This window comes from Marinomonas polaris DSM 16579, from assembly GCF_900129155.1.
Taxonomy (GTDB): domain Bacteria; phylum Pseudomonadota; class Gammaproteobacteria; order Pseudomonadales; family Marinomonadaceae; genus Marinomonas; species Marinomonas polaris.
On sequence record NZ_FQVF01000003.1, the window covers coordinates 134011 to 148214 of the forward strand.

The window sequence follows — 14204 nt, forward strand, 5'->3', positions numbered from 1 at the left end:
AATGAAAAAAATCCAACTAGCAGGTTTGGCGTTAATGGCTGGCTCAATGATATCTATGAATTCATTAGCTGCGGAGCCAGAGTATAGCCTCAAGCTACATCACTTCCTTCCGCCGATGTCTATGGCTCATACCCAATTTCTTGAGCCTTGGGCTAAAAAAGTAGAAGTCGAGTCAAATGGTCGAATTAAAATAGATGTCTATCCTGCAATGCAGTTGGGCGGTAAAGCGCCACAACTGTTTGATCAAGTGAGAAAAGGCATTGTCGATATTTCTTGGACTGTGGCTGGCTACACTCCTGGCCGTTTTCCTAAAATGACGTCATTTGAACTGCCATTTATTCCAGGCACAGCCAAAGCTACCAGCATGGCATTGCAAGAATACGCAGAAACAGAAATGCAAGATGAACTAAAAGATGTGCATTTAATTGCAGCTCATACTCATGCTCCCGGATCTTTTCATTCTAGAGACAAAGCCATTAAAACATTAGAAGATATAGAAGGGCTAAAAGTACGAGCGCCAAACAAAGTCATGTCAGATGCATTTAAAACTATTGGTACAAACACAATATTTCTACCGGTGACTGAAATGCCAAGCGCACTATCAAAAGGCGTAATTGATGTCGCTGTATTACCATTCGAAGTCGTTCTACCAACAAAAATTTATGAGCTAGTTAAACACCACACCGAATTTAAAGGGGCTGGCTTATACGCCAACACCTTCATATTCTCTATGAACAAAGATCTCTATGACAGTATGCCAGCAGATTTACAGAAGGTTATCGATAACAATTCAGGTATTACGTTAGCCGGACATATTGGTGATTTGTTTGATAATTATGAAGTTTTTGCTCGTAAATACGCAGTTGACCAAGGCAACAGCTTCGATTACATCGAAGGGGCTGAACACCAACGCTGGGAAAAGGCTATGGCTCCTGTGACAGAGCAGTGGCTTCAAGATATGAACAAGGATGGCTATGACGCTCAGCGCCTTTTAGACAAAACCAAATCTCTTATCAAAAAATATAATGACTTTTAAGCGATAGGTTTATTGCAATAAAAAAGCAACTACCGACATGAAGCGCTCTTTTCTAGAGCGCTTTTTAGCTTTTTTAAGAAGAATGTTTTTTTTGAATACCTTGAGTAAAAATTCTATAAACATGATTGTTGAAAAGCACAACAATTTATGTCACAAAGGATATAATTCTTAAGCATAAGCTAGAAAAGAAACAAAAATGACATTGTATTCAGCGATTATGGAAGGTTGTGAAATGTCATTAGAAATAGCAAAAAAACACTTAATAACAAAAACCACTTAATAAAAAAAATAAAGGTGATAAAAAATGAAAAAGTTCAAACTACAAAGCTTAGCGTTAATTGCTGGCTCTATAATGTCAATCAATGCGATAGCTGCAGAGCCTGAATACACCTTCAAGCTTCACCATATGCTTCCTCCTGTGTCTAATGCACACACAAATATTCTTCAGCCTTGGGCAGATAAAGTAGAAGCTGAATCCAATGGCCGTATTAAAATTGATATCTACCCAGCTATGCAATTAGGTGGCAAGCCACCACAGCTTTTTGACCAAGTTCGTAAAGGCGTTGTCGATATCACTTGGACTGTAGGTGGCTATACCCCAGGACGATTCCCAAAAGCGACAGTATTTGAATTACCTTTTATTCCGCTAAACGCTCGCATTACGAGTATGGCATTACAAGAATATGCTGAAAAAGAAATGCAAGATGAATTAAAAGACGTTCATCTGCTTGCCATGCACACTCACTTCCCTGGCTCACTTCATTCTCGTGATAAAGACATCAAATCACTAGAAGACCTTAAAGGTCTAAAAGTTCGTGCGCCAAACAAAATGATGGCTGACATCTTCAGCCAACTAGGCGCTAATACTATTTTCATGCCAGTACCAAGCATGCCGAGCGCCCTCTCAAAAGGCGTTATTGATGTAACAACGCTGCCTTTCGAAGTGGTTAAACCGCTCAAAATTGAAGAATTAGCACCACATCACACTGTGTTTAAAGGTGATCACGGCTTTTATACTCAGTTCTTCATTTTCGCAATGAATAATGATTCGTACGCAAAGCTTCCAGATGATTTAAAAGCCGTAATAGATCGTAACTCTGGCGTTAATTTAGCGGGCTTCTTCGGTGATGCATACGATGCTTATGAAATTGGGGCTAATGGTGATGCAGTAAAACGCGGCAATACGTTCAACTCAATTGAGGGTGCTGAGTTTGATCGCTGGAAAGAGAAATTTGCTCCAATTACAGCTCAATGGCTGAAAGAAATGAATGCTGACGGTTACGATGGACAGCGTCTATTAGATGAAGCTAAAGATCTTATCAAGAAGTATGAAAACTTTTAAGCCATACCGCACGTAGGATAATTAAACATGATACGTTTTACTACCGACTTACAGCGCTCTCTCCTAGGGCGCATCTCGGACATATTTGCACTGACAGGTGGGTTTATCATGTTAGTGGTAGCGGCGGTTACCGTCGCTAGCATTATTGGTCGAACCACTATAGGTCAATCGATAGAAGGCGATTACGAAATTACAGAAATGGGCCTAGGTATGGCCATATTTCTTTTTCTCCCTGCTTGCTATATACGCAAAGGCCACGTCATTGTTGATTTGTTTACAGCCAACTGTAAACCAAGCACCCTGCTCACTTTAGAAGTGATTAGCGACATAGTGTTTACCGTTGTTTCTTTTACTTTTGCTTATCGTATGAGTTTGAGCGGCATGGAAGCAAAAGAATATTTAGAACAAAGTATGCTACTTGAACTCCCCACTTGGTGGACTTTTATTATTGGTGTCGTTGCAATGACACTGTGCGGCCTATGCGGTCTATATCGCTTGTTCGCTACGCTTCGTGGAGGTAATCATGAGTAATATCGAATTGGCTTTTTTGATGATGGCGGTGCTACTGGTTTTAATGAGCATCCGCATTCCAATTGCGCTATCCATGTTAGTGTGTGGTGCTGTTGGTTACTCGATGATTGGCGGTTTTCCCGCTTTATTAGAATACCTAGGAACCACACCGGTTTCTAAATTTTCAAGTTATGATTTATCGGTCGTACCACTGTTCCTACTAATGGGCGAACTTGCTACCCGTTCTGGCATTACTGCTGAACTTTTTAGAACCTGTAATACTTGGATTGGACGTCAACGTGGCGGTATTGCTATGGCTGCGATTGCTGGTTGTGCAGCCTTTGGTGCCATTTGTGGATCATCATTAGCAACAGCATCAACCATGGGTAAAGTTGCCTTACCAGAAATGAAACGACTCAATTACTCTGGTAGCCTTGCTGCGGGTGCTCTGGCTGCGGGCGGAACACTGGGAATTTTGATTCCACCTTCAATGGTGCTAATCATCTTTGCGGTACTTACCGAGCAAAATATTTCAAAAATGTTTATCGCTGCGTTTATACCGGGTTTTTTAGCGGCAGGCGGTTACATTCTCGCCATTGCGATTTATGTGCGTCTATACCCTGAATCAGGTCCACGCGGTGAAAAAACCACCTTTGCGCAAAAGATAAAATCCACTAAAGACGTTTGGCACATTACAGGGATTTTTCTCATTGTGTTGGGCGGTATCTATCTAGGGATTTTCACGCCTACTGAGGCTGCATCTGTTGGTGTTATTTTGACAGCAATCCTAGCATTCACTCACGGAAAAATGCGCCTAGATGGTTTGCTAGTCTGCTTGATGAAAACGGCCGTATCTTCTGCAATGATCTTTTTCATTGTATTGGGCGCGGATCTTTTTAGTGTCTTTATCGCTCTATCAAGATTACCAGACTTGGGTGTGGAGCTTATTCAAAACTCCGGGCTTTCGCCTTATACCATCTTAGTCGTCATGCTTTTAACCTATTTGGTTATGGGTTGTTTCTTGGACAGCTTAGCGATGATATTGCTAACAATTCCAATCTACTTCCCTATGATTATGGCAATGGATTTTGGCATTCCTCAGGCAGACTTAGGAATTTGGTTTGGCATACTCGCCTTGATCGTTGTTGAAGTGGGGTTAATTACTCCCCCGGTTGGTATGAACGTCTTTATTATCAAATCGTTTGACGACTCACTAAAACTAAAAGAATGTTTCAAAGGCGTGATTCCATTCTTGATTTCTGACTTTGTTAGGGTTGCTTTGTTAATCCTCTTCCCTGGAATCACTCTTGGATTAGTCCACCTAATAGGCTAATACACATCAACAATAGCTGGAAACCAATCCAGCTATTGTTGTATAGAGAAGATTCTCAACAGTTTAGTGTTACACCAAATTAGTATTTTTATATTACAATGCTGGTTTATTTGATTAAAAATGAGACTTACATGGCAGACGATACAAAAAAAACAGACCAACCAGTAGACTTTGGAATACTAAATAACTTAGTTGGTTATCGCCTACGTCGAGCCCAAATGAACTTTTTCAGCAAGTTTTCGGAAGTCTGTTCTGACCTTGGCATCAGCCCTGGTTTATTCGCTATTATTGCTATCGTGGAACGTAACCCAGGGTTAACTCAAACAGCGGTAGCTCAAGCCCTTGGCAATGACAGATCTGCCATGGTTGCAGCGGTCGATAAACTAGAAAAAATGGACATTCTCGAACGCCGCCCAGCCATAAATGATCGTCGCTCTTATGCTTTGTTTATGACCAAAAAAGGTGAGAAGTTTTTCTTAACTCTAAGCGAGCGCGTCATGGAGCATGAACAAATCATGGCTGCACGTTTAGAAGGCGACAATGAACTAGATTGGTTACTGAAGACACTAGACACCTTATCCCATGGCTAAGGTTATTCTTGAAATCTAAGTCTATTCTTGAAATCTAAGTCGATGGGAAAGCTATCAGGTTTAAACACGACCTAATTGAAATACTGTTATAGATAAAAAAGCCTGATCATCACTTCATGATCAGGCTTTTTTTGTGTCACACGCAACAGATTACTTTAGCTGAGCAATGATAATAGCGAGCTCTTCTTCTAGCTCAACATGCAATTCAGTCGTGTTAATAGAAGCTAAACACGCTTCAATTTCTGCACTGCTCTCAGAAGTTTTTAATACATTTTCAAAAGCAAACAAGTGATTTGAAAGTTTCAATAATCCCATTGTCAATGCCGCACCTTTAAAAGTATGAAGGTACTCGCGTGTTTTCACTTTGTCTTTCTCGTTCACGCCTTCTTTTATCTTTTCTAATAAATCGTTTGCCTCAAGAGTAAAGCCTTCAACGACGCTTTTATAAAGATCAACACTGCCACCAAAGCGACTCAAGATAGACTCTATGTCTTCGTATTCATTAGACTCTGTCGCTGGCTCGACAGGATCAGATGACGTGCTCTGACCTTCCTTATGTTCATTGTGCTTGTGCGAACTTGCCTGATGTTCACTTTCCTGATGCTTAATAACAGTGTACTTAAGGATACAGGCAACCATTTGGTCGATGTCTAATGGCTTACCAATGTGGTCATTCATACCGGCATTAAAACAAGCCTGACGATCGACTTCCGATACATTAGCAGTCATGGCAATAATAGGAAGTGTGGTAAATCTCGCATCTTTACGAATTTGTTTGGTCGCTTCCAAACCATCCACATCAGGCATTTGCATATCCATTAGTACCAAATCGAACATTTCTTCTTTTCGATTCAATACCATAGCAACGCCTTCTAATCCGCTTTCCGCAACCATTACACTAGCGCCTTCAGCAATCAATAATTCTGTTGCTACCTGCCGATTAAAAACATTGTCTTCGACTAACAGCAACGACACGCCACTTAAGCGCCCTTCTTCACGACTATTACTGTGAACTATCTCTATTGGCGTTTTCATATCAGAGAGGGATTGATAAACAGCTTCTGATAATTTACTTAAGGTGACAGGCTTCAATAAATAGCCAGAGACAGACTCAAGTTCGCTTTCAGATTGATCGCTCATCATGCTGGTTAATAAGATTATTTTTGGATGACTTTCAGATGAAAAAGTTACCGCGTTAATGCTTTCGATACTTTTTTGTCCGCTGAAATCAGATGTTTTTGTGTCTAATAAAACAACATCATAAGGCTTATCCTGTTCGATAGCCTCATGAACTAATTTGCTAGCATATTCAAGTGATTCGGCTTTTTCACTCATCCAGCCCAGACTAAATGCCATACGAGCAAAAATGACTTGCGTCGCAACATTCGTATCAACAATTAAGATGCGTAGTGATTTTGACGATGTTTGATTAGGTATTTTTTCAACTTGAATATCAGCAAGGGGTAAGTCAATCGTAAAGTAAAAACGGCTACCTTCACCAAGAACACTGTCTACCTGTAAGGAGCCTCCCATTAACTCCACAAAGCGACGACAGATAACCAAACCTAAGCCTGAACCACCGAAGCGTCGCGCCGTAGAAGACTCCCCTTGAGAAAACACATCAAAAATAGAGTCTATTTGATCTTTCGCAATACCAATACCGGTATCTTTTACAGATACAGACAAACGTGACATTCTTGAATCAGTAGATAGCTGCTTGATTTCTAAAACTACGCTACCTTCTAGGGTAAATTTCACGGCGTTGCTTACTAGATTAATCAATATTTGCAGCAGGCGTAATTTATCGCCAATAAGATAAGCGGGAATGTCTTTATCAATATCAAAAATCAGCTCAACATCTTTTTCTAACGAACTTCCAGACAAGACAGTAGATAGTTCACATAATAATTCTTCGACTTCAAACGGCGCTTTCTCTAACTCTAACTTTCCAGCATCGACTTTAGAGAAATCTAAAATATCATTAATCAAACTCAACAAGGATTTCGCTGATATCTGCGCTTTTGACACATAGTCATTTTGTTGATGAGTTAAAGTCGTACGTTTGACTAAATGGAGCATGCCGAGAATTGCATTCATCGGTGTACGGATTTCATGGCTCATGTTAGCAAGAAAATTGGACTTGGCCGCGCTAGCAGCATCCGCTTCATCTTTGGCTTTTCGTAGCCGATCTTCTAACTCTCGCTCTTGGGTAATATCACGGTTAATGCCTGTTACTTTCGTCATCTTGCCTTCGGCATTTTTGTGCAAAGAAGCTCTGGCAAAAATAAAACGGACGCTATCATCTGGCAACACGATTCGGAACACTAAATTGTATTCATTAATTCCCTCAACAGCCTCTTTTAAAGCATTTTCGGCCATGTCTCTATCATCAGGATGAACTCGGTTATACCAATGTGCGTATTTAATCCCTTCTTGTTTTTGAGATTTAGAAAGGTGGTATATTTCAAACATTAAATCACTCCACTCAAGAGTGTCGTTTTCTATATCCCAAGTCCAAATCCCAAGCTCGGCAACTTCGGCGGCCAATAACAACTGATCTCTGGTAGAAATTAACTCACGCTGGGTTGTCTTTTGCTCGGAAATATCCATCGCGATACCAAGAAAACCAATCACTTCATCATCGCTACTTTTCATTGGTGTGACTACCAAGGAGACGGGACGAGCAATGCCATTTTTAGCAATATAAGTCCATTCTTGACTATCGTAGTTCTCGCGTAATGCTTTAAAGATTAAGACTTCCAGATTATCAGTAACATGCGTTCCCGTTGCTTTAAATATATCAGCACGCTGCTGCTCTATCTCAGATTGTAAGTGAAACCCCACTGGTGTTCTCTGGCCGACTACTTCATCAGTGGTATAGCCCAGCATTCTCTGTGCACCATGATTAAATAGCGTAATGATGCCCTTCGTATCAGTTGCAATGATTGAAACTTCTGACGACGCATTGACCACATCATTCAAGAGTAAGTTCAGATCAAGTAGTTCAGCGGTTCGCTCCTTAACTTGATGTTCTAAATTAGTATTCAACTCTCGGATTTTAGCTTCTGCCTTTTTACGCTCTGATATATCTCGAATACTTTGAGATACACCAATAATTCCATAGTCATCATTAAAAATAGGAGAAAATGTTAAAGAAACGGGAACTTCAGTACCTGCTTTAGTCGTTCTTCGAGTCTCTATCGATATCGACTCCTTTTTATCTTTGACACTAGAAAATATGCTTTTGTCTTCGTCTTGAAGTGAGTTTGGTACTAGCAGATCAAGTACTTTTTGCCCAATAACCTCCTCCTTTGTGTAACCGAAAATTGACTCAGCACCTTTATTCCAGCTAACAATAACGCCATCTAAATTTTTACTAATAATACCATCGGCTGAGCTTTCTACTAACGCAGTAATTCTTGACTGATGGGCCATCACTTCGCGCTGACGAACCATGTTAACTCTAACCACGATCACCAAAATAGTACTCAGCAAACTGATTAAAAAGCCAACCACTAAAAATACAAATGGATCGGAAAGGTGTAGATCAGCAATAAAGGCTGGGGAAACATGTAATCTACTCTGCCAATGACGACCATAAACTAAAGTCGTTTGAACCTGTTCATAACCGTCATCTTCTATTTCACCGCTATTATAAAAGAGAATAGGGTCGTCTAAATCCGTAATATCAATAAGCTCATAATGAAATTTAGTAGGATCATAATTTAAGCCAGCCAGCACTTCTTCCATTATCAAAGGCGCGTAACTCCAACCAAAACCTTTTTCTATTCTCTCTGCCTGAGTTACTGGAGTACTACCACCACGGTAAATCGGCATTAAGATTAAAAAAGATTGCTGTGGTTTTCCTGAGGCTTGTACCAAGGTAATTGGGCCGGTTAGGCGGACTTCACCTGAGTATAAAGAGGAAGTCGCGGCTTCCCGTCGATTTTTCTCAGAAGCAATATCCAACCCAACAGCCTGACGATTGCGCTCCACAGGTTCAATATATTGAATGACATAATGCTCGTTGAAATTAGGATTAAGCAATTTTATAGAAAAGTCCGGCCAACCGTCTTGGCGAGCCAGTGATGTAAAATTATCTACGTCTGATTGTGGCACGCGACGAATAAAACCGAAACCACGGGCACCAGCGAACTCATTATCCACATCTCTCGATCGGCTATAATGTTCAAAAATATCGCGCGTTATCGTATTTTCACCAGCCGTAAGTACAGCACCGCGCGCACCGCGAAGTCCATACTGGTAGAGCTCTATTCTTGAAGCAACTTCCTGCTTTAAGTTAACGGATGTATCGTAAGCAGCCTGCTTAATTCTTTCTTCGTTTGAGTGCTGAACGTTATAAGTAATGACGCAAGTTATCAGCGTGCCAGTCAGCAAAGTAACCATCACCCAGCGGTTATAGATATTTTCAGATGATATCCAATTCACATTTGCCTCCTGGCAAGGATCTTATTCAGCATGGACACCTAAAAAAGGCGTAATGAAGCCAACTAAATTAATTTTTAAGTGTAGATGAATTAATAACTTATAACTTAATAATGTGCGATAAAAACTAGCTGAGATTACAAAATCTTACGCTCTTTAAATAAGGTAAACTTTCCTTTATAAGCAAAAACCCATTGCCATAAATCAACACATTAACTATAAAAAGCACATCATCAGCCTTTTTTAAGTTATAACTGGCATAACCTTTTCTAACAAAACGACAGGATCACGTTTTATGAAAGTCGCTGTTTTCTCCTGCAAGCCTTACGACAAAAGAACTCTTTCTACCTTCGCCGACATGACAGACTTATCCATGACCTACTTTGAAAGCCGTCTAAGCATGGAAACTATCAGCTTAGTAAAAGGTTTTGATGCCGTCTCTTGTTTCGTCAACGACGATGTTAATGCCGAAGTCATTCAGTGTTTAAAGCAACAAGGCGTCAAAACCATCGCCTTGCGCTGCGCAGGATTCAATAACGTCGATCTCGATGCTGCAAAAAAAGAAGGCATCAAGGTATTTCACGTGCCAGATTACAGCCCAACCTCCGTGGCCGAACACGCTGTCGCACTCATCATGACGTTAAACCGAAAAACGCATCGCGCATATCATAGGGTAAAAGAAGGTAACTTTGCTTTAGAAGGGTTAATGGGCTTTAATTTAGAAGGAAAAACCGTCGGTTGCATTGGTACAGGAAGAATCGGCGCGGCGTTTTGTCGCATAATGAAGGGCTTCGGCTGCCATGTTTTATGTTATGACCTTTATCCATCACAAGAACTTATCGATCAAGGCTGTCAATACATTCCACTCGATGAAATCTACCAAAAAAGTGACATCATCAGCCTGCATTGCCCTTTGAACCCTTCGACTCATCACCTGATCAACAAAGACAGCCTAGCCAAAATGAAAGACGGCGTGATGATCATCAACACCAGCCGTGGCGCACTCGTCCATGCACAAGAAGCAATCGACGCACTTTACAGCGGAAAAATCGGCTATTTAGGTTTAGATGTCTACGAACAAGAAAACAAAATTTTCTTCGAAGACATGTCATCACACATCATTCAAGACAGCGTTTTCCAGCTCATGCTCACCTTCCCTAACGTCGTTGTTACAGGACACCAAGGCTACTTCACCATCGAAGCCCTTAACCATATTGCCGCCACAACAATCGACAACTTATTGCATCACCAAAGTGACAGTAGTGGCGCAAGACAATTGGCGTAGTTTTTAATTACTACTTTGAAAAAAGTACAAAGTTTATTGTCTTGTTAAAAAGGCAATAAACTTTCTAATTCAGCTCTAAAAAATCCTTTCTTACTGATCAACAAACCATCATCCTCATCAGGTATAATCCCATCTCATCTAAGTCAGATAAAAGGAATGGCGGCGTATGAACCTCGATAAACCAACTCAAGAAAGACTGATCAGCATCGTCCGTAGAGCAGGCCAAGAGATCGTCATGCCAAGCTTTCGCCAACTTAGTGCCACAGACGTAGAAACCAAAAGCAGTCTAACGGACCTTGTCACCATTGCCGACAAAGCCAGCGAAGCCTTTATTACCGATGAAATTCAGCAAGCGTTTCCTAATTGGGAAATCGTCGGCGAAGAAGCGGTAGCCGAAGATCCATCGACTACTGATAAAATTGGTACAGCAGATACTTGCGTAATCATCGACCCAATCGATGGCACATGGAACTACGCCCATGGCTTATCAGATTTCGGTATCATACTTGCCGTGGTAGTGAAAGGCGTAACGCGTTTTGGCTTGCTTTATGATCCCGTCAACGACGACTGGATTTACGCCAACCTAGGCGAAGGCGCATTTTTCCAACGCACCGCCATGAATGAAAAAGGCAAGAATCAAACTCCCGCTCAAGCGCCACTGGCCTTGCACATCACTGCAGAACCAGATCTAGATAAACTCGCTGGCATCATGTCGGTTAACTCTTATACCGGTCAGAGAAAACAAGACTTCGCACTAAAAGCCTCTCGCTTTGTACGCATCAACAACCTACCCTCTTGCCCAGCTTATCGACAAATCGCCCTAGGTCACTTTAACTTCAGTTTGACCTACAAAATGCTTCCTTGGGATCACGCCGCTGGCGTACTGGTTCACACCCAAGCTGGCGGCATCTGCCGAACACTAGACGGTCAAGAATACAGCCCAACCATGCTAGACGGCGAAATGCTCGCTGCTCAATCAGAAGAGCAATGGCAAGAGCTAGCGGAACACTTTAGGAAATAGGCTGAACGAACCCCCGCACTTTTACTCAAAGTAATCTGTGGCATAATACCAGAACGTATAGGCCAAAGAGACGACAAGGGCATGACCGAAGAACATCTACCAACGGAACGGTGGAAACAACGGTTACAAAATTATAGCGTAGTGCTTCAACATCTAAACGAAGCCGTAGAAGCCTACGACGAAAAATCACCAAACATCATAAAAGAAGGCGTGCTACAGAGATTCGAATTCACTCACGAACTCGCTTGGAAGGTTTTAAAAGACTACCTAGAATACGAAGGTCATCAAAACATCACAGGATCAAGAACCGCAACAAGACTGGCGTTTAACCTTGGTCTAATCCAAGACGGTCAAATATGGATAGACATGATAGAAAGCCGTAACAAAACGGTACATGCCTACGATGCGAGTATTCTTGAAACAGAATTTTCAAAAGTACGAGAAAGTTATAACGCCTGCTTCATCCAACTAAAAGAAAAACTGTCCACCCTATGACCCTTTCCCAATTCGGCATTCCAACAAACTTGTTACAAAAAATGTCTGAGACTTTTTCGAAGTATCCAGACATTGAAAAAGTGACTCTGTTTGGCTCCCGCGCCACAGGGAATTTTCGAAACTGCTCAGATATAGACCTTTCTATTTCAACACCAAAAGCAGACATCATCCCCACTCTTCGTATTGAACTAGACGATTTAAACAGCCCATATATGATCGACTTAGTTGATGAAAACAACCTCACCAACCAAGCCTTGTTGAAACAGATCCGAGAATCAGGAATAATCATTTATACCAGTTAAACGCTCGAGTTTCTTGCCCAACCGAATTTGGCAAAATCAATCTATCGCCAGCAGCTTGATCTCACTAATAGTGGTGGTTTCCCATACTTTGTGCACTGTGAATAGATCAGAATCCAACCAAGCTTGTACAGCGTCTAAATCAGGAAACGCTACATGAACGTTAGAGCCAATCATCTTGCCTTGATCATTAACCATGGCACCACCGCTAATAAAAGCCCCTTGCTTTGCCATGGCTCGCAGACCATTCAAATGCGCTTCACGATGTTCTAAACGACGCTCCAAAGCATCTTCATAATCAAACGCCGTTACTACAAATTGCATATCAACCTCTTTTTATTTTCTAGAAATTTTTTGTTTCAGTATGCGCCAAAATGGCGTGCTAGAAAGCGCAACAAACACAATAATAAACAACAAAGTAAGCGACAGCGGGCTGCTGAAAAGATTCGCCCAAAATGCCCCCAAATCATTACGCTCCACCAAAATGGCACGACGCCAATTCTCGTCCATAAGATGACTTAAAATCACCCCTAAAATAATAGGGCTCAGCGGATATCCATGACGACGCATGAAATATCCCATCACGCCAAATGCCAACATCCACCAAATATCCGACACACTGTTATGAATCGAATAAGCCCCAACAATCGATAACAAAAAGATAATAGGTATCAAGATACCTTTTGGGCACTGAATAATTTTAGAGAATACCTTGATGCCTGTGAGGCCAAAAATCAGCAGAAATACGTTCGCTAACAGTAATGTGCCCACAATAAACCAAAACATATCTGGGCGAGTCTCAATCAACAAAGGTCCAGGATTCACACCATGAATAAACAACGCACCGATAAACACAGCTGTCACAGCATCGCCCGGAATACCAAGCGTCAACATGGGGATAAACGCTCCACCCACAGCAGCATTATTAGATGACTCGGCTGCGATTAGACCTTCTTTTGCCCCTTCACCAAAAGGTACCTCAGGTTTTTTCGTTACACGACGAGCATGGTCATAAGCCATTAAAGAGGCTATTTCACCGCCTGTACCAGGCAAAGCACCAATAACCACCCCTATAAACGAACTTTGAATACTAAGCGGCAAATACTTTTTAATATCACCAAGCTTAGGAACAATCTTATCAACCTTCTGTTTGATCATTGCTTTATCAAGATTATGCAATTGCACCAAGGCTTCGGTTAAACCGAACAAACCAATCATCACGACAACAGGACTAATACCACTCCACAACTCAACATAGCCAAAAGTGAATCGCTCTTCTGCCGTAAGCGGGTCTAACCCCACTGTGCCGATACCAATACCTAAAGCACCAGCGAAAATGCCTTTTATTAAACTTCTACCCGATAAAGCCCCAACCAAGGTGATCCCCATAATACCCAACAGCAAATAATCACGAGGTTGAAACAACAAAGCAAAATCACTTACCGCAGGGGCAGCCACCGCTAACACGGCAATACCAACAAAGCCGCCAATCACCGACATAATGGTAGACAAACCAATAGCCTGCCCTGCTAAACCTTTCTTCGCTAATGGATAGCCATCAAGCGCGGTTACAATTGCTGCTGGAGCACCCGGAATATTCAACAAAATAGCAGTACGTGACCCACCGTAAACTCCGCCCATGTAGATACCAATCATCAAACACAAGGCATTGTTAATATCCCAAGAGAAAGTAAATGAGATCAAAATTGAGACAGCCATAGTGACAGACAAACCAGGAATGGCGCCCACATAAATACCCAGTAACGTCCCCAGTGCCGTCAGTAACACGTAATCAAGGGATACCCACGCATTGAGCATATACATTAAAGAATCCAAAGCCTTCTCTC

The 14204-nt window shown here is 41.6% G+C and carries 12 protein-coding genes; 9 read left to right on the top strand and 3 right to left on the bottom strand.

The window, feature by feature from the left end:
* Position 1: 1 nt before the first annotated feature.
* The 5 genes from BUA59_RS02745 to BUA59_RS02765 all read left to right on the top strand — a co-directional run bounded on the left by BUA59_RS02745 (position 2) and on the right by BUA59_RS02765 (position 4811).
* On the top strand, positions 2-1036 hold the full coding sequence (locus BUA59_RS02745; protein WP_072838414.1) for a TRAP transporter substrate-binding protein: 1035 nt from the start codon (positions 2-4) through the stop codon (positions 1034-1036).
* A gap of 304 nt (positions 1037-1340) precedes the next feature.
* A complete protein-coding gene (locus BUA59_RS02750) occupies positions 1341-2378 on the top strand; it encodes a TRAP transporter substrate-binding protein (RefSeq protein ID WP_072838195.1) in 1038 nt (345 codons plus the stop codon).
* 27 nt (positions 2379-2405) lie between these two features.
* Positions 2406-2909: a TRAP transporter small permease gene (locus BUA59_RS02755; protein WP_072838196.1), complete on the top strand. Its 504-nt coding sequence runs from the start codon at positions 2406-2408 to the stop codon at positions 2907-2909.
* A complete protein-coding gene (locus BUA59_RS02760; protein ID WP_072838197.1) occupies positions 2902-4221 on the top strand; it encodes a TRAP transporter large permease in 1320 nt (439 codons plus the stop codon). Before BUA59_RS02755 ends, BUA59_RS02760 begins: the two co-directional genes overlap by 8 nt.
* A 131-nt stretch (positions 4222-4352) precedes the next feature.
* Positions 4353-4811, top strand: coding sequence for a MarR family winged helix-turn-helix transcriptional regulator (locus BUA59_RS02765; protein WP_072838198.1), 459 nt, complete (start codon positions 4353-4355; stop codon positions 4809-4811).
* A 150-nt stretch (positions 4812-4961) separates the two neighbouring features.
* Here BUA59_RS02765 and BUA59_RS02770 read toward each other — a convergent pair whose 3' ends face one another.
* The gene (locus BUA59_RS02770) at positions 4962-9260 is read right to left on the bottom strand and encodes a CHASE domain-containing protein (RefSeq protein ID WP_072838199.1); all 4299 of its coding nucleotides are present in this window, start codon (positions 9258-9260) and stop codon (positions 4962-4964) included.
* Between the two features lie 292 nt (positions 9261-9552).
* On the opposite strand from BUA59_RS02770, the gene BUA59_RS02775 reads away from it, so the two are divergent.
* The 4 genes from BUA59_RS02775 (at position 9553) to BUA59_RS02790 (ending at position 12360) form a co-directional block, all read left to right on the top strand.
* On the top strand, positions 9553-10542 hold the full coding sequence (locus BUA59_RS02775; protein WP_072838200.1) for a 2-hydroxyacid dehydrogenase: 990 nt from the start codon (positions 9553-9555) through the stop codon (positions 10540-10542).
* Between the two features lie 166 nt (positions 10543-10708).
* The gene (locus BUA59_RS02780; protein WP_072838201.1) at positions 10709-11563 is read left to right on the top strand and encodes an inositol monophosphatase family protein; all 855 of its coding nucleotides are present in this window, start codon (positions 10709-10711) and stop codon (positions 11561-11563) included.
* A gap of 81 nt (positions 11564-11644) precedes the next feature.
* A complete protein-coding gene (locus tag BUA59_RS02785) occupies positions 11645-12058 on the top strand; it encodes a nucleotidyltransferase substrate binding protein (RefSeq protein ID WP_072838202.1) in 414 nt (137 codons plus the stop codon).
* Positions 12055-12360, top strand: coding sequence for a nucleotidyltransferase domain-containing protein (locus BUA59_RS02790; protein ID WP_072838203.1), 306 nt, complete (start codon positions 12055-12057; stop codon positions 12358-12360). The genes BUA59_RS02785 and BUA59_RS02790 overlap by 4 nt, the downstream gene beginning before the upstream one ends.
* A gap of 36 nt (positions 12361-12396) precedes the next feature.
* Here the strand turns inward: BUA59_RS02790 and BUA59_RS02795 are convergent, their stop codons facing one another.
* Both BUA59_RS02795 and BUA59_RS02800 read right to left on the bottom strand, forming a co-directional pair.
* Complete coding sequence (locus tag BUA59_RS02795; protein ID WP_072838204.1) at positions 12397-12681, bottom strand: YciI family protein; 285 nt, start codon at positions 12679-12681, stop codon at positions 12397-12399.
* Between the two features lie 12 nt (positions 12682-12693).
* Positions 12694-14193, bottom strand: a complete 1500-nt coding sequence (locus BUA59_RS02800) for a tripartite tricarboxylate transporter permease (RefSeq protein ID WP_072838205.1) — start codon at positions 14191-14193, stop codon at positions 12694-12696.
* Positions 14194-14204 lie beyond the last annotated feature (11 nt).

What these genes read in the sequence shown, in the direction of transcription:
- BUA59_RS02790 (WP_072838203.1), top strand. Translation starts at nt 12,055, where the DNA reads ATGACCCTTTCCCAATTCGGCATTCCAACAAACTTGTTACAAAAAATG.
- BUA59_RS02780 (WP_072838201.1), top strand. Translation starts at nt 10,709, where the DNA reads ATGAACCTCGATAAACCAACTCAAGAAAGACTGATCAGCATCGTCCGT.
- BUA59_RS02795 (WP_072838204.1), bottom strand. Translation starts at nt 12,681, where the DNA reads ATGCAATTTGTAGTAACGGCGTTTGATTATGAAGATGCTTTGGAGCGT.
- BUA59_RS02750 (WP_072838195.1), top strand. Translation starts at nt 1,341, where the DNA reads ATGAAAAAGTTCAAACTACAAAGCTTAGCGTTAATTGCTGGCTCTATA.
- BUA59_RS02755 (WP_072838196.1), top strand. Translation starts at nt 2,406, where the DNA reads ATGATACGTTTTACTACCGACTTACAGCGCTCTCTCCTAGGGCGCATC.
- BUA59_RS02745 (WP_072838414.1), top strand. Translation starts at nt 2, where the DNA reads ATGAAAAAAATCCAACTAGCAGGTTTGGCGTTAATGGCTGGCTCAATG.
- BUA59_RS02775 (WP_072838200.1), top strand. Translation starts at nt 9,553, where the DNA reads ATGAAAGTCGCTGTTTTCTCCTGCAAGCCTTACGACAAAAGAACTCTT.
- BUA59_RS02785 (WP_072838202.1), top strand. Translation starts at nt 11,645, where the DNA reads ATGACCGAAGAACATCTACCAACGGAACGGTGGAAACAACGGTTACAA.
- BUA59_RS02765 (WP_072838198.1), top strand. Translation starts at nt 4,353, where the DNA reads ATGGCAGACGATACAAAAAAAACAGACCAACCAGTAGACTTTGGAATA.
- BUA59_RS02760 (WP_072838197.1), top strand. Translation starts at nt 2,902, where the DNA reads ATGAGTAATATCGAATTGGCTTTTTTGATGATGGCGGTGCTACTGGTT.